General features: G+C 74.2%; 14 protein-coding genes and 1 pseudogene. 13 read left to right on the forward strand and 2 right to left on the reverse strand.

Features of this window, described 5'->3' with window-relative positions:
• Window positions 1–128: 128 nt before the first annotated feature.
• Window positions 129–1,016, reverse strand: coding sequence for an ABC transporter permease (locus ABTZ17_RS28465; protein WP_352198613.1), 888 nt, complete (start codon window positions 1,014–1,016; stop codon window positions 129–131).
• Window positions 1,013–3,724, reverse strand: coding sequence for an alpha/beta fold hydrolase (locus ABTZ17_RS28470; RefSeq protein WP_352198614.1), 2,712 nt, complete (start codon window positions 3,722–3,724; stop codon window positions 1,013–1,015). Before ABTZ17_RS28470 ends, ABTZ17_RS28465 begins: the two co-directional genes overlap by 4 nt.
• A 518-nt stretch (window positions 3,725–4,242) precedes the next feature.
• On the opposite strand from ABTZ17_RS28470, the gene ABTZ17_RS28475 reads away from it, so the two are divergent.
• From ABTZ17_RS28475 to ABTZ17_RS28535, 13 genes and pseudogenes are all read left to right on the forward strand, one after another.
• Window positions 4,243–5,355 carry an LLM class flavin-dependent oxidoreductase gene (locus tag ABTZ17_RS28475; protein ID WP_352198615.1) on the forward strand — a complete coding sequence of 371 codons (1,113 nt, stop codon included), beginning with the start codon at window positions 4,243–4,245 and terminating at the stop codon, window positions 5,353–5,355.
• A complete protein-coding gene (locus tag ABTZ17_RS28480) occupies window positions 5,352–6,236 on the forward strand; it encodes an ABC transporter permease (RefSeq protein WP_352198616.1) in 885 nt (294 codons plus the stop codon). The genes ABTZ17_RS28475 and ABTZ17_RS28480 overlap by 4 nt, the downstream gene beginning before the upstream one ends.
• Window positions 6,237–6,340: 104 nt before the next feature.
• A complete protein-coding gene (locus tag ABTZ17_RS28485) occupies window positions 6,341–7,384 on the forward strand; it encodes a taurine ABC transporter substrate-binding protein (RefSeq protein WP_352198617.1) in 1,044 nt (347 codons plus the stop codon).
• Window positions 7,371–8,201, forward strand: coding sequence for an ABC transporter ATP-binding protein (locus ABTZ17_RS28490; protein ID WP_502994879.1), 831 nt, complete (start codon window positions 7,371–7,373; stop codon window positions 8,199–8,201). Before ABTZ17_RS28485 ends, ABTZ17_RS28490 begins: the two co-directional genes overlap by 14 nt.
• A 266-nt stretch (window positions 8,202–8,467) precedes the next feature.
• Window positions 8,468–9,016 carry an EF-hand domain-containing protein gene (locus ABTZ17_RS28495; RefSeq protein ID WP_352198618.1) on the forward strand — a complete coding sequence of 183 codons (549 nt, stop codon included), beginning with the start codon at window positions 8,468–8,470 and terminating at the stop codon, window positions 9,014–9,016.
• Between the two features lie 974 nt (window positions 9,017–9,990).
• Window positions 9,991–11,472, forward strand: a complete 1,482-nt coding sequence (locus tag ABTZ17_RS28500) for a sugar transferase (RefSeq protein ID WP_352198619.1) — start codon at window positions 9,991–9,993, stop codon at window positions 11,470–11,472.
• Window positions 11,473–11,545: 73 nt separating this feature from the next.
• The gene (locus ABTZ17_RS28505; RefSeq protein ID WP_352198620.1) at window positions 11,546–12,862 is read left to right on the forward strand and encodes a nucleotide sugar dehydrogenase; all 1,317 of its coding nucleotides are present in this window, start codon (window positions 11,546–11,548) and stop codon (window positions 12,860–12,862) included.
• Window positions 12,852–14,117: a glycosyltransferase family 4 protein gene (locus ABTZ17_RS28510; RefSeq protein ID WP_352198621.1), complete on the forward strand. Its 1,266-nt coding sequence runs from the start codon at window positions 12,852–12,854 to the stop codon at window positions 14,115–14,117. Before ABTZ17_RS28505 ends, ABTZ17_RS28510 begins: the two co-directional genes overlap by 11 nt.
• The gene (locus tag ABTZ17_RS28515; RefSeq protein WP_352198622.1) at window positions 14,114–15,520 is read left to right on the forward strand and encodes a YveK family protein; all 1,407 of its coding nucleotides are present in this window, start codon (window positions 14,114–14,116) and stop codon (window positions 15,518–15,520) included. Before ABTZ17_RS28510 ends, ABTZ17_RS28515 begins: the two co-directional genes overlap by 4 nt.
• Window positions 15,517–17,040 (forward strand): Wzz/FepE/Etk N-terminal domain-containing protein, encoded by a 1,524-nt coding sequence (locus ABTZ17_RS28520; protein WP_352198623.1) that lies wholly within the window; start codon window positions 15,517–15,519, stop codon window positions 17,038–17,040. Before ABTZ17_RS28515 ends, ABTZ17_RS28520 begins: the two co-directional genes overlap by 4 nt.
• A gap of 3 nt (window positions 17,041–17,043) precedes the next feature.
• Entirely contained in the window at window positions 17,044–18,978 is a 1,935-nt protein-coding gene (gene asnB / locus ABTZ17_RS28525) for an asparagine synthase (glutamine-hydrolyzing) (protein ID WP_352198624.1), read from the forward strand.
• Window positions 18,979–18,996: 18 nt separating this feature from the next.
• On the forward strand, window positions 18,997–21,183 hold the full coding sequence (locus tag ABTZ17_RS28530; protein ID WP_352198625.1) for a bi-domain-containing oxidoreductase: 2,187 nt from the start codon (window positions 18,997–18,999) through the stop codon (window positions 21,181–21,183).
• Window positions 21,180–22,415: pseudogene (locus ABTZ17_RS28535) on the forward strand (heparinase II/III family protein); the annotation flags it as partial. The gene ABTZ17_RS28530 and the pseudogene ABTZ17_RS28535, both read left to right, overlap by 4 nt.
• Window positions 22,416–22,426 lie beyond the last annotated feature (11 nt).

A 22,426-nucleotide genomic window follows, 5' to 3' on the forward strand; every position in this document is an offset into this window, starting at 1 on the left:
CCCCCCGGTGGATGTCCAGGGCGCAGGCCGACGTGGGCTTGCCGATCTGCGTGAGCGGACCGGCTCCATCGAACGCCTCATGACGCACCCGGAAGGGGACACCCCCCTTCGTCCGGGAGCGGGACTCCTCAGGAGGTGATGTCCTTGCGCGCGAAGCCCCGGAAGGCCAGCGCGAAGAGGACCAGCGCGTACGCCGTGGAGACCGCGGCCCCCCGGAGCATGCCGCCCCATTCCAGCTGCGGCTGGAGGGCGTCGGCCCAGGCGAACTGCCAGTGCGCGGGCAGGAACTCGCGCCAGTCACCGAGGGCGGTGACCGCGTCGAGGACGTTGCCCGCGATGGTCAGGCCCACCGCCCCGCCGACGGCGCCCAGCGGCGCGTCGGTGCGCGTGGACAGCCAGAACGCCAGTCCGGCGGTGACGAGTTGGGAGACGAACACATACCCGGTGGCCAGGGCGAGCCGGGGCAGCGGCGCGGCGGACAGGGTGCCGCCCGTGGGCAGGTGCAGCGGGCCCCAACCGTAGGCGACGGACCCGACCGCCAGGGCGACCAGCGGCAGCAGCACGATCGCGGCCAGGCTGAAGCCCAGCGCGACCGCGAGCTTGCTCCACAGCAGTCGCCACCGGGGCACGGGGGCCGCCAGCAGGTAGCGCAGCGAGGACCAGCTCGCCTCCGAGGCCACGGTGTCCCCGCAGAACAGCGCCACCGGGATGACCAGCAGGAAGCCGGCGGACACGAACAGGCAGGTGGCCGCGAAGTTCGCGGCCGACTGGGTGGCCACGTCCATCAGGGTGATCCGACCGCCGCCGCCCCGGTCGTCCGAGGGGCCGCCGCCCACCGCGAAGGCGATGACCAGCACGAAGGGCAGGGCGACCAGGATCCCGCCCATCACCAGGGTCCGGCGGCGACGCCACTGCCGCAGCGCCTCCACCCGCAGCGGCAGGGTGTGCCGCGCCCGGTAGCCGGGTGCGGACTCCGCCGCCGCCCGCGTCGTCCGCGGTTCCTCGCGCACGCTCATGCCGCACCTCCGATCAGGGTCAGGAACGCGTCTTCGAGCCGCCGGTGCGGGCCCGCCCCGGTCACCGGCACTTCCAGCCGCACGAGTTCGGCGATCAACCGGGCCGGGCCGGCCCCGTCCAGGCGGACGAGCAGTCCCTCCTCGGTGCGGACCACCGAGGCCACGCCCTCCAGGGCGGCGGCCTTGGCCAGGGCCGAGTCGTCGACGGGGCCGTCGACGGTGACCAGCAGGGTGTCCCCGCCGCCGGTGATCTCCGCCACCGGTCCGGCCTGCACGAGCCGGCCGCGGTCCATGACGACCAGGTGCGTGCAGGACTGCTCCACCTCGGACAGGAGGTGGCTGGAGACGATGACGGTCCGTCCGGCGGCGGCGTACCGGATCATCACCTCGCGCATCTCGCGGATCTGCGGCGGGTCCAGGCCGTTGGTCGGTTCGTCGAGGATGAGGAGGTCGGGCAGGCCGAGCATGGCCTGCGCCAGGGCGAGCCGCTGTCGCATGCCCTGGGAGTAGGTGCGCACGGCCCGGTCGAGGGCGTCGCCGAGGCCGGCGATCTCCAGGGCCTCCGCCAGGTGCGCGTCCTCCGGGGGGCGACCGGTGGAGCGCCAGTACAGGTCCAGGTTGGCCCGGCCGGTGAGGTGCGGCAGGAATCCGGCGCCCTCCACGAAGGCCCCGACCCGGGACAGCACCGGGGCGCCGGGTCGGATCGCGTGGCCGAAGACGCGGACCTCGCCGGCGTCCGGCCGGATCAGCCCCATCAGCATGCGCAGCGTGGTCGTCTTGCCCGCGCCGTTGGGTCCGAGCAGGCCGAGGACCTGGCCGCGTTCCACGGTGAAGGACAGGTCGCGGACCGCGTACCGGTCGGAGCCCTTGGCGTACCGCTTGGTCAGTCCGGTGATCCGCAGCGGCACCTCGGCGAGCTCCGGGGCCGGGGCGGGCGCCGGGCCGGTGCCGCGCCTGCGGGCGTCCAGGAGCAGGAGGCCGGCCAGGACCAGGGCTCCGGTCGGCAGGCCCCACGCCCACCAGGGCAGTGCGGCCTCCCCGGTTGCGAGGTCGGTGACGGTGGGCACGGTGAGCGGGCCCTCGACGGCCGCCGTGTACGCGGCGGGCGCGGCCGGGGTGGCGTAGCCGAGGTCGGTGGCGGCCAGGACCAGCCGGAGCCGGTGGCCGGAGCGGACCTCGTGGTCCACCGCCGGCAGGGTCAGGGAGAGGGTGCGGCCCTTCGCGGCGTCGGTGACGCGGACGGGGGCGGCGAGCTGTCCGGGGAGCAGCTGCTGCCGGCCGTCCGGTCCCACGTCGTACACCTTGCCGAAGAGGACGGCGGAGCCGTCGGCGGCGGTGGACGTGACGCGGACCCGCACGGTGGGGGTGCCGGTGATCCGCAGGTCGCGGTCGAGGGTCTTCGACTCGAAGCGAGCGTACTGGCCTGGGAAGTCCACCGACAGCCCGGTGCCGAAGGCGGCGAGCCCGCCGCCGAGGCCGGGCAGCGAGGACAGGGCGGGCGGGGCGCCGCCGGCCGGGTTGGCGAACTCCTGCGGGCGTCCGGTGAGGGCGAACTCCCGGCGGCCGTCGCCGTCGAGCCCGGGGTAGCGGTCCGCACCGGCCCCGCGCAGCTGTACCTCGCCGTCGGTGGTGTCGATGCCGCCGGTGCGGGTGACCCGGAAGGCCGGGCCGGTGTCCACGCCCCGGTCCTCCTTGAGGTGGCGGTCGAACCAGCCGCGGACGCGGTCCTCCACGCGGCCCGATTCGCGCATCCCGCCGTCGTGCCCGCCGGCCGCCCAGTCCACGGCGACCTCGGCACCGTTGCCGGCGATGGTGCGGGCCATGGCGTCGGCCTGGTCCAGCGGGAAGAGGGAGTCGGCCTGCCCCTGCACGATCAGCGTGGGGACCTTGATCCGGGCGCCGACGGCGGCCGGGCTGCGGCGCTCCAGGAGGGCGCGGGCGGCCGGGTCGGGGCGGCCCGCGACAGCCACCCGCTCGTACATGGCGCACAGTTCGGGCTGGAACCGTCCGCAGCCCACGGGCGCGGCGGCGGGCCCGGCGGCGGTGCGGGCGGGGCCGGCGGCCCCGGGTGCCGTGGCCTGCGCCCCGGTGCCGGGGAGGGATCCGCTGCCGAAGAACACCCCGGCCCACAGCTTCTTGAACACGTCCCGGGGGAACAGGGCGTCCGCCAGGTCCCAGTAGGCGATGACGGGGGCGATGGCGTCCACGCGTCGGTCGTACCCGGCGGCGAGCAGGGCGGCGGCCCCTCCGTAGGAGGCCCCGGTGACGCCCACCCGGGGGTCGCCGGGGGCGTCGAGGGTCACCTCGGGGCGGGTCGCCAGCCAGTCCACGAGCCGCCGGACGTCCGCGCCCTCGTGGGCGGGGTCGTTCAGGCCGATGCTGCCGCCGGAGGCGCCGAAGCCGCGCGCCGACCAGGTGAGCACCGCGTACCCGGCGGCAGCGAGCCGTTCCGCCTGCGGGCGGACGTCCTCCTTGCTGCCGCCGAACCCGTGTCCGAGCAGCACCGCGGGGCGGCGGCCGGCGCCGCCCGCGGTGAAGAAGGAGGTGTCGACGGCGGCGCCGGGCATCTCCATCGTCCGGTCGGTGCGCCGCACCTCCGGGGGCCCGTCGGAGGCGGTGGCGCTCCAGGTGCCGGCGCCCACCGCCACCAGGAGGGCGGCGGCGCCCGCGAGCAGGCGGCCACGGCGCCCGGGCATTCTGATCCTCATGCCCGAACCCTAGACGGCGGGCACCACGGGGACGGCGGACCACGGGGGGACCCGCGCCCCCTCCCTGCGGCGTACACCCGGAGGGCCGCGTACCGCACCCGCAGTACGGCGCCGGCCAGGTGCGCACCGCCGTGGGTCCGCATCGCGGAACGGATTCGTCCGTGATGCGGACAGGACTTGCCCCCGCGGGAAGGGCGCCGCGAGGATGCGCCCATGGCCCCCGTACTCGTATCGCGTCGACACGTAGACCTGCTGCGCGTGTCCGCCATGCTGTGTCGGGCCGTTTCCCGCCGCGCGTACGGCTGTTGATCCCCTGATCGGCCGCTGACCGGCCGCCGGTCGGCACGCGCCCCCTCCGCAGGACCCCTCTCCGCACGACCTCTCGCCGTCGCGCACCCCCTGGCGTTCCGCGCCGTGGTCGTGCGACGCCGCTCGGCCGTCCGTCGTCCCGCCCTCTCCACGCGTCGCCCCTTCCTAGGGGTGGCACGTGTCATTCCGCTGCTCCGACGAGGTTCCCCATGCCGGAAGACCCGCTCCTGCTCCACTGGTTCCTGCCCACCGGCGGGGACGGCCGCGACCCCGGCGGGGTCACCGCCGTCCAGGCCCGCACCGGCGCCGCCACCCGGCGCCCCGCCGACGTCCCCTACCTGACCCAGGTGGCCCGCGCCGCCGAACAGGCCGGATTCCACTCGCTGTTGACGCCCGTAGGGCTGGGCTGCGTCGACCCGTGGATCCTCACCTCCGCGCTGGCCCAGCACACCGACCGCATCGGGTTCCTGGTGGCCTTCCGCGCCGGATTCGCCAGCCCGACCCTGCTCGCCCAACAGGCGGACGCCTTCCGCCGGTTCGCGGGCGGACGACTCGCGCTGAACGTGGTGACCGGCGGGGACCCCGTCGAACAGCGGGCATACGGAGACCACTTGGCGCACGACGACCGCTACGCCCGCACCGACGAGGTCATGACCGTCCTGCGCACCCTGCTGGAGGGCGGGACCGCCGACCACGACGGCGCCCACGTACGCGTGTCGGGCGCCCGACTGACCGCTCCCGCCCTGGAGCACCCCGTGCCCCTCTACTTCGGCGGGGCCTCCCCGGCCGCCGAGGAGGTCGCCGCACGGCGGGCCGACGTGCAGCTCCTCTGGGGCGAACCGCCCGCCGCCCTCGCCGTCCGGATCTCCCGACTGCGCGAACGCGCCCGCGCGGCGGGCCGGACCGTGCGGTTCGGCCTGCGCCTGCACGTGATCACCCGTGACACCGCCGCCGAGGCGTGGGGCGAGGCGGACCGGATCCTCGCCGGGCTCGACCCGGAGGCCGTCCGGTCCAGCCAGGCCCGGTTCGCGGCCATGGACTCCACCGGTCAGGCCCGGATGACGGCCCTGCACGGCGGGATCGCCGAGGCCGGACGACTCATCGTGGCACCGAACCTGTGGGCCGGCATCGGGCTGGTCCGCGAGGGCGCCGGCACCGCCCTGGTCGGCTCGCACGACGAGGTGGCCGCCCGGATCGCCGAGTACCGGGGCCTGGGCATCGACGAGTTCGTCCTCTCCGGGTACCCGCACCTGGAGGAGGCGTACCGGGTCGGCGAGGAAGTCGCCCCGCGGCTCCGCGCGCTCGTCGGGGCCGCCGCGTGACCGCCCCCGCGAACGCCCCGGCCCCGACCCGACCCGGGGACGGCGTACCCGACGGTCCCGGGCCCGCGCCGGGATCCCCCCGCCGGGAGCGGCTGCGCCGCGCCCTCCGCTGGGGAATCCTGCGCGCCGTCGCTCTCGCGGTGCTGCTGGCGGCCTGGCAGGCCGTGGTGGCGGCCGAGGTGTGGCCGCGGGTGCTGGTGCCCTCGCCCGGAGAGGTCTGGCGACAGTTCGTCCTCACCTCAGGCGTCCACGACGGGGTGCGCGGCTACGGCGGCCACCTGCTCGTCGAGCACCTCGGGGTCAGCCTCGGCCGGATCGGCACCGGCTCCGCCTACGCCGTGCTCGTCGGGGTCCCGCTGGGCCTGCTGATCGGCACGATCCGACCGCTGGCCGTGGTCCTGGAACCCGCCGTGACCTTCCTGCGGACCCTTCCCCCGCTGGCGTACCTCTCCCTGCTCGTCATCTGGTTCGGCATCGACGAGGCCCCCAAGATCTGGCTGCTCGTCATCGCGGCGCTCCCCCCGATCGCCGCGGCGACCGCCGCCGCCGTGCGCACCGTGCCCGAACAGCTCGTCGAGGCCGCCCGGGCCCTCGGCTCCGGACCGGTGGCCCTCCTCCTGTCGGTACGGCTGCCGGCCGCCCTGCCCGAGATCCTCACCGGCATCCGGATCGCCGTGGGCGTCGCCTACACCTCGGTGGTCGCCGCGGAGACGGTCAACGGCGTGCCCGGCATCGGCGGCATGATCCGGGACGCCCAGCGCTACAACCAGACCGCCCTCGTGATCGCGGGCATCCTCGCGATCGGCCTGTCCGGGATCGTGCTCGACGCGCTGCTGCGCCTCGTGGAGCGGTCCGCCGTGCCCTGGCGCGGCCGGACCTGACCGTCCGGGCGATCCCCCGAGCACCCCTGCTCCCCGTTCACCTTCGCCTTCCGCCTCCCGCCTTCACATCCCACGCCACCCCACCCCCGGACCGGAGTCCCGTCATGCCCGCACGTCCCTCCCGCCGCACCCTCCTGCTGTCCGCCGCCGTCACCCTGGCCCTCGCGGCCGGCACCACCGCCTGCGGTGCGGGCGACACCGACGGCGGCTCCGCCGGGCGCGTCACGGTGCGCATCGCCTACCAGGCGATACCCAACGCCGACCTGGTCGTGAAGAACCAGGGACTCCTGGAGAAGGCCCTCCCGGACGCGGAGGTGAAATGGGTGAAGTTCGAGTCCGGCGGCGACGTCAACACCGCCGTCATCGCCGGGTCGGTGGACCTCGGCCTGGCCGGCTCCAGCCCCGTGACCAAGGGGCTCTCGGCCCCGCTGGACATCCCGTACAAGGTGGTGTGGATCCACGACCTCATCGGGGACAACGAGGCCCTGGTCGCCAAGCCGGGCATCGGCTCGGTGAAGGACCTGGTGGGGAAGAAGGTGGCCACGCCCTTCGGGTCCACCGCCCACTACTCCCTGCTCGCCGCGCTCACCGCGGCCGGCGTGGAACCCTCCGCGGTGAAGACCATCGACCTCCAGCCGCAGGACGCGCTCGCCGCGTGGAAGCGCGGGGACATCGACGCCGCCTACGTGTGGACGCCCACCCTGGGCGAGCTGACCCGGGACGGCAAGGTGCTGATCAGCAGCCGGGAGCTGGCCCGGCAGGGCAAGCCCACCGCCGACCTGGGCGTGGTCACGAACGCCTTCGCGAAGAAGCACCCCGAGGTGGTCACCGCCTGGATCAAGGCCCAGGACCAGGCCGTCGCCCAGACGCGCACCGCGCCGGAGCGGGCCGCGAAGTCCATCGGCGCGGAGCTCGGGTTGACGCCCGAGGAGGCCCGGCGGCAGCTGTCCCAGCTCGTCCTGCTGAGCGCTCGGGAGCAGGCCGGACCCGACTACCTGGGCACGCCCGGGGCCCCCGGAAAGCTGGCGGCGAACCTGCGCGACGCCGCCGTGTTCCTGAAGGGGCAGAAGGCCGTGGACGCGGTGCCGGACGCGTCGGTCTTCGGTCGCGCCCTCGCGGTGGAGGAGCTCGCCCGTGCCACGAACTGAGGAACTCCCCTCGCCCGGCGACCGATCCGCGGCCGTCGACGGAGCACCGGCCACCGGGACCCCGCTCGTGGAGCTCGTCGGCGTCTCGGTGCGCTACGGGGCGGCGGGCCGTGCGTTCACGGCCCTGGAGGAGGTGGACCTGAGGATCGCCCCGGGCGAGTTCGTGGTCCTGGTCGGGCCCTCGGGCTGCGGGAAGACCAGCCTGCTGCGGGTGGTCGCGGGCTTCGAACGACCCGCCGCCGGACAGGTCCTCGTCCGGGGCGCGGCCCCCCGCCCCGGGGCGGACGCGGGCGTGGTCTTCCAGCAACCGCGGCTGTTCCCCTGGCGGACGGTCGGGGGGAACCTCGCCTTCGCGCTGGCACGGGCGGGCGTCCCGCGCTCCGCCCGGCCCGCCCGGATCGCGGAACTGCTGGACCGCGTGGGCCTGCCGGGCACGGCGGGTCGGCGGACCTGGGAACTGTCCGGCGGCCAGCAGCAGCGGGTGGCCCTCGCCCGGGCGCTGGCGGCCGAACCGGCCCTCCTGCTGATGGACGAGCCCTTCGCCGCGCTCGACGCGCTGACCCGGGAGCGGCTCCAGGAGGAGGTCCGGGAGTTGGCCGGGCGCCTCGGGACGACGGTGCTGTTCGTGACGCATTCGGCGGAGGAGGCCGTACTGCTCGGCTCGCGCGTGCTGGTGATGGCCGCGGGTCCGGGGCGGGTGGTGGCGGAGCTGCCGGTGGACCTGGATCGGGGCCCCGGTACGGACGTGTCCGCGGTGCGGGGCTCCGCCGGGTTCGCGGAACTCCACGCGCGGCTCACCGCCCTCATGCGGACCTGACGGGGGCGGTCGGGGCGCGGGACGGGCCCACGGGGGCGGCCGGGGCGGCCGCGGCGGAGCCGCCACCCGGACGGCGGACGGGGTCCGTCCCGACCGTTGACACGAACGGGTGCCGCCCGCCGGTCGTTCCCCGCCCTCCGGGCCGGTGCGGGAGCGGCCCGCGGCCCGTCCGACCCCTTCGGCTGCGCGGCGGGCGGTGCGGCGGACCGGCCGCCGGCCCGTACCCTCCGGACCGCCCCACCCACCCCCATCCGAAGGGCAGTTCCATGACCGTCAGCCTCATCAGCCGCGCGTACGACCGGACGTTCGACATGCTCGACGCGGACGTCAACGGCGTCCTGGAGGAGCGGGACTTCACCGTCCTCGCCGAGTCCATCGCCCGGGCGACCGGTCTGGCCGAGGGCTCCGGCAAGAAGACCGCGCTGCTCCGCGAGTGGCACCGCTGCTGGGCGCTGCTCCTGGAGAACGCCGACGCCGACCGGGACGGCCGGGTGACCCGCGAGGAGTTCCACCACGCGATGGCCCGGTCCTACGGCGACCGGGAACTGCTGGAGCGGAACCTGCGGGCCTGCCTCGAAGCGGAGTTCGCCGCCATCGACGCCGATGACGACGGGGTCGCCGCCGTCGAGCAGATGCGCTCCTTCTTCACCGCATGGGGCCTGGGCCCGGAGCAGGCGGCGGCCTCGGCCGAACGCCTCGACACCGACGGGGACGGCTTCGTGAGCCTGGCCGAGTACCTGGCGGGCTGGACGGGCTTCCTGCTGGCCGAGGAGGCCGAGGGCGAGGCGGGCACGCTGCTCGACCCGCTGGCCTGAGCCGCCGGGCCCGCCCCTCCGGGCGGGTCCGGTCGGCGGCACGGGGCCGCCGCCCTCCGGATTCCGAACGGGACCGGGGGCGGCGGTCCTTCTCGTGGGTAATAGATATCTGCATCCGCTCCGCGACCGCGAACGCGGAAATCTCCGCCCTCTTATATCGGGGACGGCCCGGCCGGCGGTCCGCGATCCATTTCTCCGCGATCGGGAGCGGGGCCGGATCCCGAAAGCAAACCGGATGGGCTTTCCGCATTTCCCGAAGGCGGCGGACATGGCCGCCGGCATATTCACAGGAGCCTGACGTCAAGATCAGGTAAAGGATGAAGAGGCTGTGAATTCCCGGTGAGGCCCCCGCGACACCCCCGGGGCCCGGACCGCGCGGAACAGAAGCCTCCACAGGACCCTCAGGGAGGGCCTCCAGCGGGGCTCGGACGCGCGTTTGTCAGTCATTGTCAGTGCGGTTCCGGCCGCGCGTGAAGATCCGCTTCCGGGTTCGGGCGCCGACCGGGAAATGGACCGTCCCCCCAGGTCACGAGCGGTTTCCCAGCAGTACCCGAGCCCCGGCCGGGGAACCCCCGGCGGCCCCGTCTTCGCAGCTTGGACGCAGATTGCACACATCCCCTCTCCAGACGGCGCCCGATGCTCTAGATTGGCCCTGCCCCGGCGCATGGACACGGGGCGACAAATGACGATCTGTGGGCCCGTATACCGCGGGCGGCCGACGGCTGCCCTCGCGGGAGCCGTCCCCGGAGATCGATTCGTGGAATCCGAAGAGGGGGGCGCACGGAACATCCGTGATTTGAGCGGGTTCCCGAGCGACTCGAGACTCTGATAGAACATGCGGGTCCGCTACCGCCTGGGCGGATTATCCGCGTAGCGCAGCAATAGCCGGTAAGCCATTACCGGGAGGTACCGCCTCCCGGGCGAATAACAGTGTGCGGCCCTGGGCCGGATCACTGGCGACCTGGGGGGGTCCTGTGCGTCAGAGGGAATTAGTCGACCCGTTTCCGGCTGCGCGCGGGCGGCCGGCTGACGGGCCCATAGACAAGCCCACCGTCGACTGGGAACAGCGGTACCGACGTGCCGTCATCACCGGTGACACGGTGGCCACCGCGCTCGTCGTGGCGACGATCGGAGCCCTGTTCGGGGCCCGGGACGCGGCCAACTGGCACGAGAAGTGGGGCATCCTCGCCGTCGGCACGGAGCTGCTGGTCCTGGGCTCCCTCGCCGTCGGCCGGGCCTGGGCCCCCGCCGTACTGGGCCAGGGCGCCGAGGAGTTCCGGCGGCTCAGCCGCTCGCTCTTCGCCACGGCCGTGGTCCTCGCGCTCGGCGGGATCGCCCTCACCTCGCGCAACATCAAGCTCTGGATCTTCGTCGCCCTGCCCGCCGTGGCCCTGGTCACCCTGGCCGCGCGGTACGGACTCCGCCTGCTGCTCCACGAACAGCGCAAGCAGGGCCGGTGCCTGCGGCCCGTCCTGGCCGCGGGCAGCCCCGACACCGTCCTCGACCTCATCACCCGGGTCCGCAGGTTCCCGCACCTGGGATGGCGGGTGGACGCCGTCTGCACCCCCGACGGCCTCGGGCCCGACGGCGCCGACCAGTTGGACGGAGTACCGGTCGTCGGTCCGCTCACGGACGTGGCCGGACACGTGCACCGCGACGGCTACCGCGTCGTCGCCGTCACCCCCGACCCGCACTGGTCCCCCGACCAACTGCAACGACTCGCCTGGAACCTGGAGGGCCGCGACGCCGAAATGGTCGTCGCCCCCGGGCTGATGGAGGTGGCCGGACCCCGCCTGCACGTGGACGCGGTGCTCGGCATCCCGCTGCTGCGGGTCAGCATGCCGATCTTCACCGGCGGCCCCCGCGCGGTGAAGGAAGTGGTCGACCGGACCGGCGCGGCCCTGCTGATCCTGCTGTTCGCACCGTTCATGGCCCTGGTCGGACTGCTCGTCGTGCTCGACAGCCGGGGCGGGGTCTTCTACCGCCAGCGGCGGGTCGGCAAGGACGGCCGCGAGTTCACCATGGTCAAGTTCCGCACCATGAACGCCGGGGCGCACGCCGAACGCGCCGCCCTGGCCGACCTCGACGAAGGCGCCGGGCTGCTGTTCAAGATGCGCCGGGACCCACGGGTCACCCGCGTGGGCTCCACCCTGCGCCGGTACTCGATCGACGAACTCCCGCAGCTGTTCAACGTCCTCACGGGCTCCATGTCGCTCGTGGGACCCCGGCCGCCGCTGCCGGAGGAATGCGCCCGCTACGCCCCGGACATCCGGCGGCGGCTGCTCGTCAAGCCCGGCCTCACCGGGCTCTGGCAGGTCAGCGGACGCAGCGACCTGCCGTGGGAGGAAGCGGTCCGGCTGGACCTCCGCTACGTGGAGGACTGGTCGCTCGCCCTCGACACGGTGATCTTGTGGAAGACCCTGCGCGCGGTGGTCCAGGGGCAGGGGGCCTACTGATGCGCGTCCAGCGCAATCCGCTCAGTGCACGAACGGCAGGCCACGAGGAAGTGGCCGGGGGGAGGAAGACGGCATGAAGGTCAGCGTCTTAGGACTGGGATACGTCGGCTGCGTGACGGCGGCGTGCCTGGCCAGCCTGGGGCACGAGGTCATCGGCGTGGACGTCAGCCAGGTGAAGGTGGAACTGGTCAACGACGGCAAGGCGCCGGTGGTCGAGGAACGCATCGGCGAGCTCATCGCCGAAGTGGTGGGCAGCGGAGCACTGCGGGCCACCACCGACGTCCGCGAAGCGATCATGAACAGCGAGGTGTCGCTGGTCTGCGTGGGCACCCCCTCGGAGCCCAACGGCAGCCTGTGCACCACCTTCCTGGAGCGGGTCACCGAGCAGATCGGGGCCGCGGTGGCCGAACGGGGCGGACGACAGACCGTCGTCTACCGCAGCACCATGCTCCCGGGCACCTGCCTCAACCTGCTCGTCCCGATCCTGGAGAAGTACACCGGCGGCACCGCCGGAGTCGACTTCGGCGTCGCGGTCAACCCGGAGTTCCTCCGGGAGGGCACCAGCGTGCGGGACTTCTTCGACCCGCCCAAGACCGTGATCGGCGAACTCGACGCCGCCAGCGGCGACGTGCTCGCCGCCCTGTACGAGGGACTGCCCGGCGAGGTGTTCCGGGTACCGATCCCCACCGCCGAGGCCATCAAGTACGCCGACAACGCCTTCCACGGCCTGAAGATCGGCTTCGCGAACGAGCTGGGCGCCGTGTGCCACGCCCTCGGCGTCGACTCCCACCAGGTCATCGACGTGTTCCTGGCCGACCGCAAGCTCAACATCAGCCCCGCCTACCTGCGGCCCGGCTTCGCCTTCGGCGGCTCCTGCCTGCCCAAGGACCTGCGCAGCCTGGTGCACGCGGCCCGGCAGGCCGACGTCTCCGTACCGATCCTCGCCCACGTGCTCCCCTCGAACGCCGAGCACCTCCAGCGGGCCGTCGAACTCGTCGAACGCACCGGCAAGCGCCGGATCGGCCTCTTCGGGCTTTCCTTCAAGCCCGGCACCGACGACCTCCGCGAGAGCCCCCTCGTCGAACTGGCCGAACGGCTCTTCGGCAAGGGCTACGACCTGCGGATCTACGACCCCAACGTCAACCTCTCCCGGCTGCTCGGCGCCAACCGCGAATACGTGGAGAACCGCCTGCCGCACCTCGCCAAGCTGCTCGCCGACAGCGCCGCGGACGTCCTCGACCACGCCGAGGTGCTCCTCGTCGGCACCGGTGACCCCGCCGTCCTCGCCGAACTCCCGCACGGAGACGGCCCCCTGATCATCGACCTCGTCCGCCTCCCCGACGCCGAAGAGCGCCGGACCGAACCGGGATACGTGGGCCTTGCCTGGTGAAACGACCGGCGGCGCCGGGCAGGGCCGCCGCGCACTGGTCCTCGTGGAGAACCTGTCCGTGCCCTTCGACCGACGGGTCTGGCAGGAGTGCACCACCCTCCGCGACGCGGGCTGGGAGGTCCACGTCATCTGCCCCCGCGGGGAGAAGCGGGACACCGAGGCGGAAGTGGAGATCGACGGGGTACGGATCCACCGCTACCCCCTCCGCGCCGCCACCGGCGGACCCTCCGGCTTCGCCCAGGAGTACGGCACCGCGCTCTGGCACACCTTCCGGCTGGCCGCCCGGGTCGGCCCGGTGGACGTGGTGCACGCCTGCAACCCGCCCGACCTGCTGTTCCTGCCGGCGCTGTGGCTCAAGCTGCGCGGCGCCCGGTTCGTCTTCGACCAGCACGACCTGGTGCCCGAGCTGTACCTCTCCCGCTTCGGCCGGGGCGAGGACCTGCTCTACCGGGCCGTCCGCGGCCTCGAATGGGTGACCTACCGCACCGCCGACGTGGTCCTGTCCACCAACGAGAGCTACCGGGACGTGGCCCTGCGCCGCGGCCGCCGCAAGCCCTCACAGGTGTTCGTGGTCCGCAGCGCCCCCGACACCGGACGGTTCCGACCGGTCCCGCCCGAACCGGAACTCAAGCGCGGCAAGCCGTACCTGCTCTGCTACCTGGGGGTCATGGGCCCCCAGGACGGGGTGGACTACGCGCTGCGGGCCCTGGCCAAGCTCCGCGACGAACAGGGCCGGGACGACTGGCAGGCCGTGTTCGTCGGCGGCGGCGACACCTTCGACGCGATGGTCGAGCTGTCCCGGCAGCTGGGCCTCGCCGACCGGGTGCACTTCACCGGCCGGGTCCCCGACGCCGAACTGGTGCGCTACCTCTCCACCGCCGACGTGTGCCTCTCCCCCGACCCCCACAACCCCCTCAACGACGTCTCGACCATGAACAAGGTGCTGGAATACATGGTGATGGGCCGCCCCATCGTCTCCTTCGACCTCCGGGAGGCGCGCGTCTCCGCCGGTGACGCCGCCGTGTACGCCCCCGCCAACGACGAGTCCGAGTTCGCCCGGCACATCTCCCTGCTGCTGGACGACCCCGGCCTGCGGGACCGGATGGGCAAGGCCGGTCAGGAACGCATCAGCGGCCCCCTGTCCTGGCAGAAGTCCCAGGAGTCGCTGCTCGCGGCGTACGCGACCGCCTGCCGCGGCCTCGCCCCGCTGTCGGCACGCCGCCCCGGCCGGACGAGGAGGAGTCCGCGCCGTTGAGCGACGACACGATACGGCTGGTCACGATCGGCCGGATTCTCCGCCGGCGCCGGCGGCTCCTCACCGTCCTCGCGATGGTGGGCGCCCTGCTCGGCTACGGCACCTCCCTGCTCTTCCCGCCGCGCTACACCACCTCGGTGTCGGTGCTGCTGCCGGGCGCCTGGGAGGAACGCGAACTGCTGACGCAGGCGGAGATCGCGACCAGTTCGGTGGTGGCCGACCGGACGGCCGCCACCCTCGGTTGGCCCGGGACGGGCGGCGCCGAACTGCGGGACCTGGTGGCCGCCCAGGCCACCGACGGCAACATCATCAAGATCACGGGAACGGCGGAGACCCCGGAACGGGCCCAGGAGCTCACCGACGAACTGGCCCGCCAGTTCGTCGGGTTCGCCGCGAAGATGACGGGGGACACCGCCGATCCCGAGGCGGCGGCCCGCCCCGAGGCCCTACGCAAGCTGGTGACGCAGACCGGCCGCCGGATCACCGAGCTGTCCGAGGCGGTGGACCCGGGACGCACCGTCGAGGGCGTCCAGGCGCGCACCGAACTCGCCAAACTGCGCACCGCCCTCCAGGAGGCCATCACCAAACTGGACCAGGCGGACCCGGCGAGCACCAAGTCCAGCATGGTCGTCATGGGGCAGGCCGCCCGACCGGACGGCGAGGCCCCGCCCACGGCACTCCAACTCGTGCCGGCCGGCGCGGTGTCGGCCGTCCTGCTGGGGATCGTCGGACACCTCACCGCGGCCCGGGTCAGCCGCAGGCTCCGCACCGGGCCCGAGATCGCCGCGGTGCTCGGCGCCACGGTGCTCGGCGCCGTGGACGTGCCCGTGGACCGGGCCGTGCACCGCAGCACGGGTCCCGGACCCCGCGACCGGATCCGCCGGCTGCTCGGCCTTGACGTCCGCTGGAACGCCCCGGCGCTCCGGGCCGCCGGGGACGAGGCCGGCACGGAGATCCGCTACCGGCGGGTCCACGACCGGATCGAGGAACTGGTGCCCGGACCGCGCCGGCTGCTGGTGCTCGTCCCCGAAGGGGACGAACTCGGCCGGTCGGCCGCCGGTCGACTCGCCGCCGTCGGGGAGGACGCTCCCGGGAACGCGGGGGGCGACCCGCAGGACGGGCACTCCCCCGCGCTGCGCGTGGTCGAGGCACCGGTGACCCGGCCGATGGTGCCCGACCGGGCCGGGGAAGCGGGCGCGCTCGTCGTGCTCAGCGCCGACAGCTGGACCGGCGAGGAGCTCGGCGGTCTCGCCGCCGCGTGCGCGGACGCCGGACACGAGATCGTCGGCGCCGTGCTCGCCGGGCCGGTCCTGGCCCGGCCGGCGAGGACCGGCGGACGGCGCCGGGGCGCGGCGAAGACGCCCGCCGGCGCGGGTGACGAGGGGACGGGAATTCCAGAGTGAGCACGCGTACCACCGCGGAGCCCCAGGGCTCCGCGCCCCTGCTGGACCTGCACGCCCTGGTGGTGTCGGTGTGGCGGCGCCGCCGCCTGTGGACCGCCGCCGCCCTGCTCGGGCTGGTCCTGGGCACGGCCGTGGCCGTGCTGCTGCCCCCACCGCCGTCCGCCGTGACCAAGGTGCTCGTCGCCCACCAGGGGGACCAGCCCAACGACCCCGGCACCCTGATCCGCACCGACGTGGCCCTGCTGCACACCACCCGGATCGCGGACCGGGCCCTGCGCGCCCTCGGCTCGCCGCAGAAGCCCGAGGAGTTCATGCAGGAGTACGGAGGCATCGGCTTGACCAACAACCTGCTGCAGATCGACGTGACCGGGGCCACGGACGCGGAGGCGGTGGCCCGTGCGAAGGCGCTCGCCGAGGCCTTCGTCGACGACCACGTCCGACGCATCCAGGAAGCCGCGACGGCCGAGTCCAAGACCCTGCTGGCTCAGCGCGACCGGATGCGGGCGGAGCTGGCCGAGGTCAACGAGGGCATCGGCAAGGGGCCCGAGGGCAGCGGTCCGGAAGCCTCGGCGGCCATGGAGGCCCTGTTCGCCCGACGGGCCGAACTCACGTCCCGCATCGCCGAGTTCGACCGGCGGGCGGCGGAGGCCCGGCTGGGCACTCCCCGGCTGGTCGCCGGTACCCAGATCGTGGACGCCCCGCGCGCGGTCGCGCATTCGCTGCCCAAGGCGGTCGTCACCCACGCCGTGGTGGGCACGGTCCTGGGCACCGCCCTCGGGCTGGCCGTGGCCGCGGTCGCCACCGTGGTCGGGGACCGGCCCGTGCTGCGCCGGGACATCGCGGCGGGCCTCGGCTCCTCGGTCCTCGCGGAGCTGCCCCGCCGCTCCGGCAAGCCCTGGCGGCGGGGCCGGACGCGGGCGGCCCGGGAACGGCTCACCACCACCCTGGCCCGTACCGTCCGCGGCTCCGCCGAGCCCTTCTCCCTCCTGGAGCTGGGCTGCTCCCGGGGCGCGGCCGTCATCGCCCGGGACCTGGGCCGGGCGCTGGCCGAACAGGGGCCGGTGACCCTCGTGGACGGCCTGCCGGACCAGCGGCTCGGCAAGCTCAAGGCACAGGGCGGGGACCCGCCGGTGATCACCGGCACCGGGCCCGGCGACGAGCCGGTGGAGGGCCACCTGGTGGGGGTGGGCTCCGTGGCCCCCGGCACCGCCTGGACGGACCTGCGCCACCTCGGCACCCGGACGGTGCTCGTGGTGCGGGCCGGCAGCGGCAGCGCGGCCTGGCTGCACACCGTCGCCCGGCAACTCGCCGACCAGCGGATACCCGTGGTCGGGGTCGTCCTGGTGGACCCCGACCCGCTGGACCGGACCGACGGCACGCTCTGGGACGGACCGACCGGCCCCCGGTACCCCCGGGAGGACGACCGGGCCGCCCGGCACAACGGGGTGGTCCGGCCCCGCACGGAACGACTGCCGGTGGGGACCGCACGGGTCCCGGACCGCGACGAGGAGGCGAGGTAGGACATGTGCGGCATCGCAGGCACGTACCGGTGGCCGGACGGCAAGGCGGTCACCGACCGGCTCACCGACACCCTCGCCCACCGCGGGCCGGACGGGGCGGGGCGCTACAGCCACGCCGCCGGTGAGGGCGAGGTCCACCTCGGGCACCGCCGGCTGGCCATCGTGGACCTGTCGGAGACCGGCGCCCAGCCGATGGTCTCCGACGGGCTGGTCCTCACCTACAACGGCGAGCTGTACAACGCCCCCGAACTGCGCGCGGAACTGACCGCCGCCGGGGTGCGGTTCCGCGGCACCTCCGACACCGAGGTGCTGTTGGAGGCGTGGCGGCGCTGGGGCACGGACTGCCTGCCCCGGCTGCGCGGGATGTTCGCCTTCGGGGTGTTCGACGAGCGCACCGGCGAGCTGGTCCTCGCCCGCGACCAGCTCGGCATCAAGCCGCTGTTCCTGCTGCGGCGCGGGGCCGGTCTGGTCTTCGCCTCGGAGCTGAAGGCGCTGGCCGGGGCCACCGGTGCCCCGCTGGAGGTGGATCCGGCCGCGCTGGTGGCCTCCCTCCTCTACTACTGGGTGCCGGACTCGCGGTGCGCCTACCGGGAGGCGGAGAAGCTGCCGCCGGGGACCTGGCTGCGGATCCGGCCCGACGGCGCGGTGGACCGGGGCCGGTTCTGGGACCTGCGCGAGGTCGCGGCGGAAGGCCGGGACCGGGCCCGCGGCGGAGACCTGCCGGACATCGCGTCCGTGGTGGCGGAGTCGACGAAGCGGCACCTGCTGGCCGACGTGCCGGTGGCCACCTTCCTCTCCGGGGGGCTGGACTCCAGCTACCTGACGGCGCTTGCCGCCCGGGACCGGCCGGGGATCTCCGCCTACACCATCGGCTTCCGCGCCGAGGACGCCCGTTTCGAGGCCATGCCGGACGACCTGCGGTACGCCCGCCAAGTGGCGGCCCGGTACGGGGTGGACCTGCACGAGATCGAGATCGCCCCGGACGTGCAGGACCTGCTGCCGCGGATGACGTACGCCCTCGACGAGCCCATCGGTGACCCCGCCGCGATCAACACCTTCCTGATCTGCTCGGCGGCCCGGGAGGCCGGGGTCAAGGTGATGCTCTCCGGGATGGGCGCCGACGAGCTGTTCGCCGGGTACCGCAAGCACCTGGCCAACCTGATGGCGGTGCGGTACCGGCGGGTGCCGGGCGCGGTGCGGGGCGGACTGGCGCGGGCCGTGGACCGGTTGCCGGTGGCCTCGGCGCGGCGCGGCTACCGCTCGGTACGGTTCGCCAAGCGGTTCCTGTCCTTCGCCGGGCTGCCGGAGGAGACGGCGTTCCGGCGCAGCTACACCCTGTACGACCGGCCCGAGCTGCTGGGGCTGATCGACCCGGACCTGGCGGGAACCGTGGATGAGGTGCTGACCGAGCACGCGGACGTGTACGCGGACAACGAGCTCGACGACTTCGTCAACCGGATGTGCCTGGGCGACTCCCGGATGTTCCTGCCGGGGCTGAACCTCGCCTACACCGACCGTTCCAGCATGGCCGCCTCCACGGAGGTGCGGGTGCCGTACGTGGACGTGGAGGTGGTCCGGGCGGCGTTCGCGGTGCCCGGGGACCGCAAGATCGTCGGACGGCAGGGGAAGGCCGTCCTGAAGGAGGCCGCCGTCTCGGTGCTGCCCCGGGAGATCGTGTACCGGCCCAAGGGCCTGTTCAGCGCGCCGCTGCGGGCCTGGATGAGCCGGGACCTGGCGCCGCTGGTGCGGGAGGTGGTGAACGACGGCCTGCTCGTGCGGTCCGGGTTCCTGCGCCGGGAGGCGCTGGCCCGCATGGTCGCCGAGGACGCCGCCGGGCGCACGGACTACTCCAAGCACCTGTGGCACGTGCTGACCCTTGAGTACTGGTACCGCGACGCGACCTCGGGGTCCGGTCAGAGCGCCCGGTCAACGGCTTAGGAATCCAGAGGAGTTCGAGTGAAGCAAGTGGTGCAGAACTACAAGAGCGGCGAACTGTCGGTGCTCGACGTGCCGGTGCCCGGGTGCAAGCCGGGCGGGGTGCTGGTGCGGACGGTGTACTCGCTGATATCCACCGGGACCGAGATGATGAAGGTCTCGGAGGCCGGGATGTCGATGCTGGGCAAGGCCCGCTCGCGTCCGGACCAGGTGGCCAAGGTGGCGCAGAGCGTGGCCACCAACGGGCTGGCCGCCACCTACCGCAAGGTCAACGGCCAGTTGGACTCGTACACCCCGCTGGGCTATTCGCTGTGCGGGGTGGTGGAGGAGGTCGGCGCCGGCACCGAGGGGGTGCGGGTCGGTGACCTGGTGGCCTGCGCGGGCAACGAGCACGCCCTGCACGCCGAACTGAACTGGGTGCCGAAGAACCTGTACGTGCCGGTGCCGGACGGTCTGGCCCCGCAGCACGCCGCCTTCGGCACCGTCGGTTCGATCGCCCTCCAGGGCGTCCGTCAGGGCGAACCGCAGCTCGGCGACGTGGCCCTGGTCATCGGGCTGGGGCTGATCGGACAGCTGGTGGTGCAGCTGCTGACGGCCGCCGGGGCCCGGGTGGTCGGGGTGGACCCCGATCCGGAGCGGTGCGCGCTGGCCGGCCGACTGGGGGCCGCGGCCACCGGCGACCCGGGTTCGGTGGCCGTGGAGGCGGCCGTGGCCGAGCTCACCGGCGGGCACGGGGTGGACCAGGTGTACCTGGCGGCCGGCGGCGGCAGCAACCAGCCGGTGGAGCTGGCCGCGAAGCTGGCCCGGGACCGCGGGCGGGTCGTGGACATCGGCAAGTGCCGTCTGGACCTGCCGTGGAACGCCTACTACGAGAAGGAGCTCGACGTCCGCTTCTCGCGCAGCTACGGACCCGGGCGGTACGACCCGGAGTACGAGCTCCAGGGGCGGGACTACCCGATCGGGTACGTGCGCTGGACCGAGAACCGGAACCTGGCCTGCTTCCTGGACCTGGTGGCCCGGGGCCGGGTGGACGTGGATCCGCTGGTCTCGCACATCGCGGACTTCGACGACGCGGTGAAGACCTACCAGCGCCTGAAGGACGGTGAGCTGAAGGCGGTGGCGGTACTGTTCCGCTACCCGGGGGCCGCCGAGGAGGAGCGTCCGCCCGCCCCCGTGCTGACCGTGCCGGCGGTGCCCGCGCCCCGGAGCGGCGGTCCGGCGGCCCGGCCCGCGGGTGCGCCGGTGCGGCTCGCGTTCGTCGGAGCGGGGAACTACGCCACCTCGATGCTGCTGCCGCACCTGGCGGGCCGGGAGGGGGTGGCCCTGTCCACGGTGGTCACCACCACGGCCCTGTCCGCGGCGAACGCCCAGCGGAAGTTCGGCTTCGAGCACGCCACCACGGACCTCGACGGGGTGCTCGGCGACCCCTCGGTGGACGCGGTGTTCGTGGTGACCCGGCACAGCTCCCACGCCGAGCTGACGCGGAAGGCGCTGCTGGCCGGGAAGCCGGTGTTCGTGGAGAAGCCGTTGGCCCTCTCGGAGGAGGAGCTGGCGGGGGTGCTGGCCGCGGTGGAGGAGTCGGGCAACGACCGGCTCCAGGTGGGCTTCAACCGTCGGTTCGCCCCGCTGCTGGGCGAGGCCCGGAAGCGTTTCGGTCCCCGCAGCGGGCCGGCGAGCCTGCGCTACCTGGTCAACGCGGGGCGGCTGGGGCACGGCAGCTGGTACCTGCAGCAGGGCACCGAGGGCACCCGGTTCGCCGGTGAGGGCGGGCACTTCATCGACACCGCGAGCTGGCTGCTGGAGGCCGATCCGGTGTCGGTGTACGCGGTGGCCGATCCCGGGCAGGAGGACCTCCAGGTGGTGCTGCGCTACCCGGACGGTTCCACCGCCACGATCTCGTACGTGACCTCCGGGGCGCCGGGCTTCCCGAAGGAGACCCTGGACCTGACCGCGGACGGCAAGGTCCTCAAGCTGGACGACTTCACGCGCGCCTCGGTGTACGGGGCCAAGCGGTGGGTGAGCTCGCGGCTGCCGCAGACCCGGGACAAGGGGCAGAACGCCGAACTGGCGGCGTTCGTGCGGGCCGTGCGGACCGGCGGGCCGATGCCGGTGCCGTTGGAGTCCCTCGTGGCGACCACGGCGGCCACCCTCGCGGTGCGGACCTCGCTGGCCGGGGGCGCCCCGGTGACGCTGGCGGGCTCCCGATGAGCATGAGCGCGGGCTGGTACCTGCGGCGGCTGTCCCGGATGGGGCCGCGGGAGGCCGGCGGCCGGGCGGCCGACGCGCTGCGCCGGCGGAGTTGGCGGTCCGGCCGGCCGGACTGCCCCCGGGTGCGCGGCTCGCGCTTCCTGTCCCCGCTGCCCGCGGGGGTGCCGGAAGGCCTGCCCGCGGACGGCGTGAAGCGGCTGCTGGAGGAGGCGGACCGGCTGATGGCCGGCCGGGCCGAGTTCTTCGGGGTGGTCCGCGAGGACATGGTCGACCCGGACTGGTGGGCCGACCCGAAGACCGGCCGCCGGGCCGGTCCCGGATACGCCTTCGACGTGCCCTACCGGGACGAGGAGGCGGTCGGTGACATCAAGCAGATCTGGGAGCCGTCCCGGCACCAGTACCTGACGGTGCTGGCCGCCGCGTACGCGGTGACCCGCGACGAGCGGTACGCCGCGCGGGTGGCCGCGCACCTGCGGTCCTGGTGGGAGGTGAACCCGCCGCTGGAGGGGGTGCACTGGACCAGCGGGATCGAGTTGGGCATCCGACTGGTGTCCTGGGTGTGGGTGCGGCGGCTGCTGGACGGCTGGTCGGGCGCGGCCGGGCTCTTCGAGGAGAACCCGGTGGCGGTGGAGCAGGTCTGGCACCACCAGCGGTGGCTCGCGGCCTTCCCGAGCCGTGGCTCCTCGGCCAACAACCACGTGGTGGCGGAGGCGGCCGGGCAGTTCGCCGCGGCGGTGGCCTTCGGCTGGTTCCCGGAGTCCGCGCGGTGGCAGGCGGACGCGCTGGCGCTGTTGGAGCGGGAGCTGCGCGCCAACACCTTCCGTTCGGGGCTGAACCGCGAGCTGGCCACGGAGTACCACGGACTCGTGCTGGAGCTGGGCCTGGCGGCGCTGGCCGAGGCCGAGGCAGCGGGCCTTCCGGTGCCCGGTTCGATCCGGCTGGTGCTGCTGCGGATGACGGACGCGTTGGCGGCCGTCGTGGACGGGCGGCTGCGTCCGCCCCGGCAGGGCGACGCGGACGACGGGCACGGGCTCGTCCTCGACGGGCCCGGCACGGACCGCTGGGGTTCCCTGCTGGCCACCGGAGGGACGCTGTTCGGGCGGTTGGACTGGTGGCCGGAGGTGCCGGGCGACGACGTGCGGACCCCGCTGCTGGCGGCGCTGGTCCGACGGATGTCCCCGGCGGTGGGCCCGCCCCCCCCCCCGCCCCGGGCCCACCCCGCCCCCGGGGGGTAATTTGTTGG

Source organism: Streptomyces sp. NPDC097619 (assembly GCF_040302735.1).
GTDB lineage: Bacteria > Actinomycetota > Actinomycetes > Streptomycetales > Streptomycetaceae > Streptomyces.

Coding starts and splice junctions, on each gene's coding strand:
- ABTZ17_RS28505 (WP_352198620.1), top strand. CDS start 11,546: ATGAAGGTCAGCGTCTTAGGACTGGGATACGTCGGCTGCGTGACGGCG.
- ABTZ17_RS28485 (WP_352198617.1), top strand. CDS start 6,341: ATGCCCGCACGTCCCTCCCGCCGCACCCTCCTGCTGTCCGCCGCCGTC.
- asnB (WP_352198624.1), top strand. CDS start 17,044: ATGTGCGGCATCGCAGGCACGTACCGGTGGCCGGACGGCAAGGCGGTC.
- ABTZ17_RS28470 (WP_352198614.1), bottom strand. CDS start 3,724: ATGAGGATCAGAATGCCCGGGCGCCGTGGCCGCCTGCTCGCGGGCGCC.
- ABTZ17_RS28495 (WP_352198618.1), top strand. CDS start 8,468: ATGACCGTCAGCCTCATCAGCCGCGCGTACGACCGGACGTTCGACATG.
- ABTZ17_RS28465 (WP_352198613.1), bottom strand. CDS start 1,016: ATGAGCGTGCGCGAGGAACCGCGGACGACGCGGGCGGCGGCGGAGTCC.
- ABTZ17_RS28475 (WP_352198615.1), top strand. CDS start 4,243: ATGCCGGAAGACCCGCTCCTGCTCCACTGGTTCCTGCCCACCGGCGGG.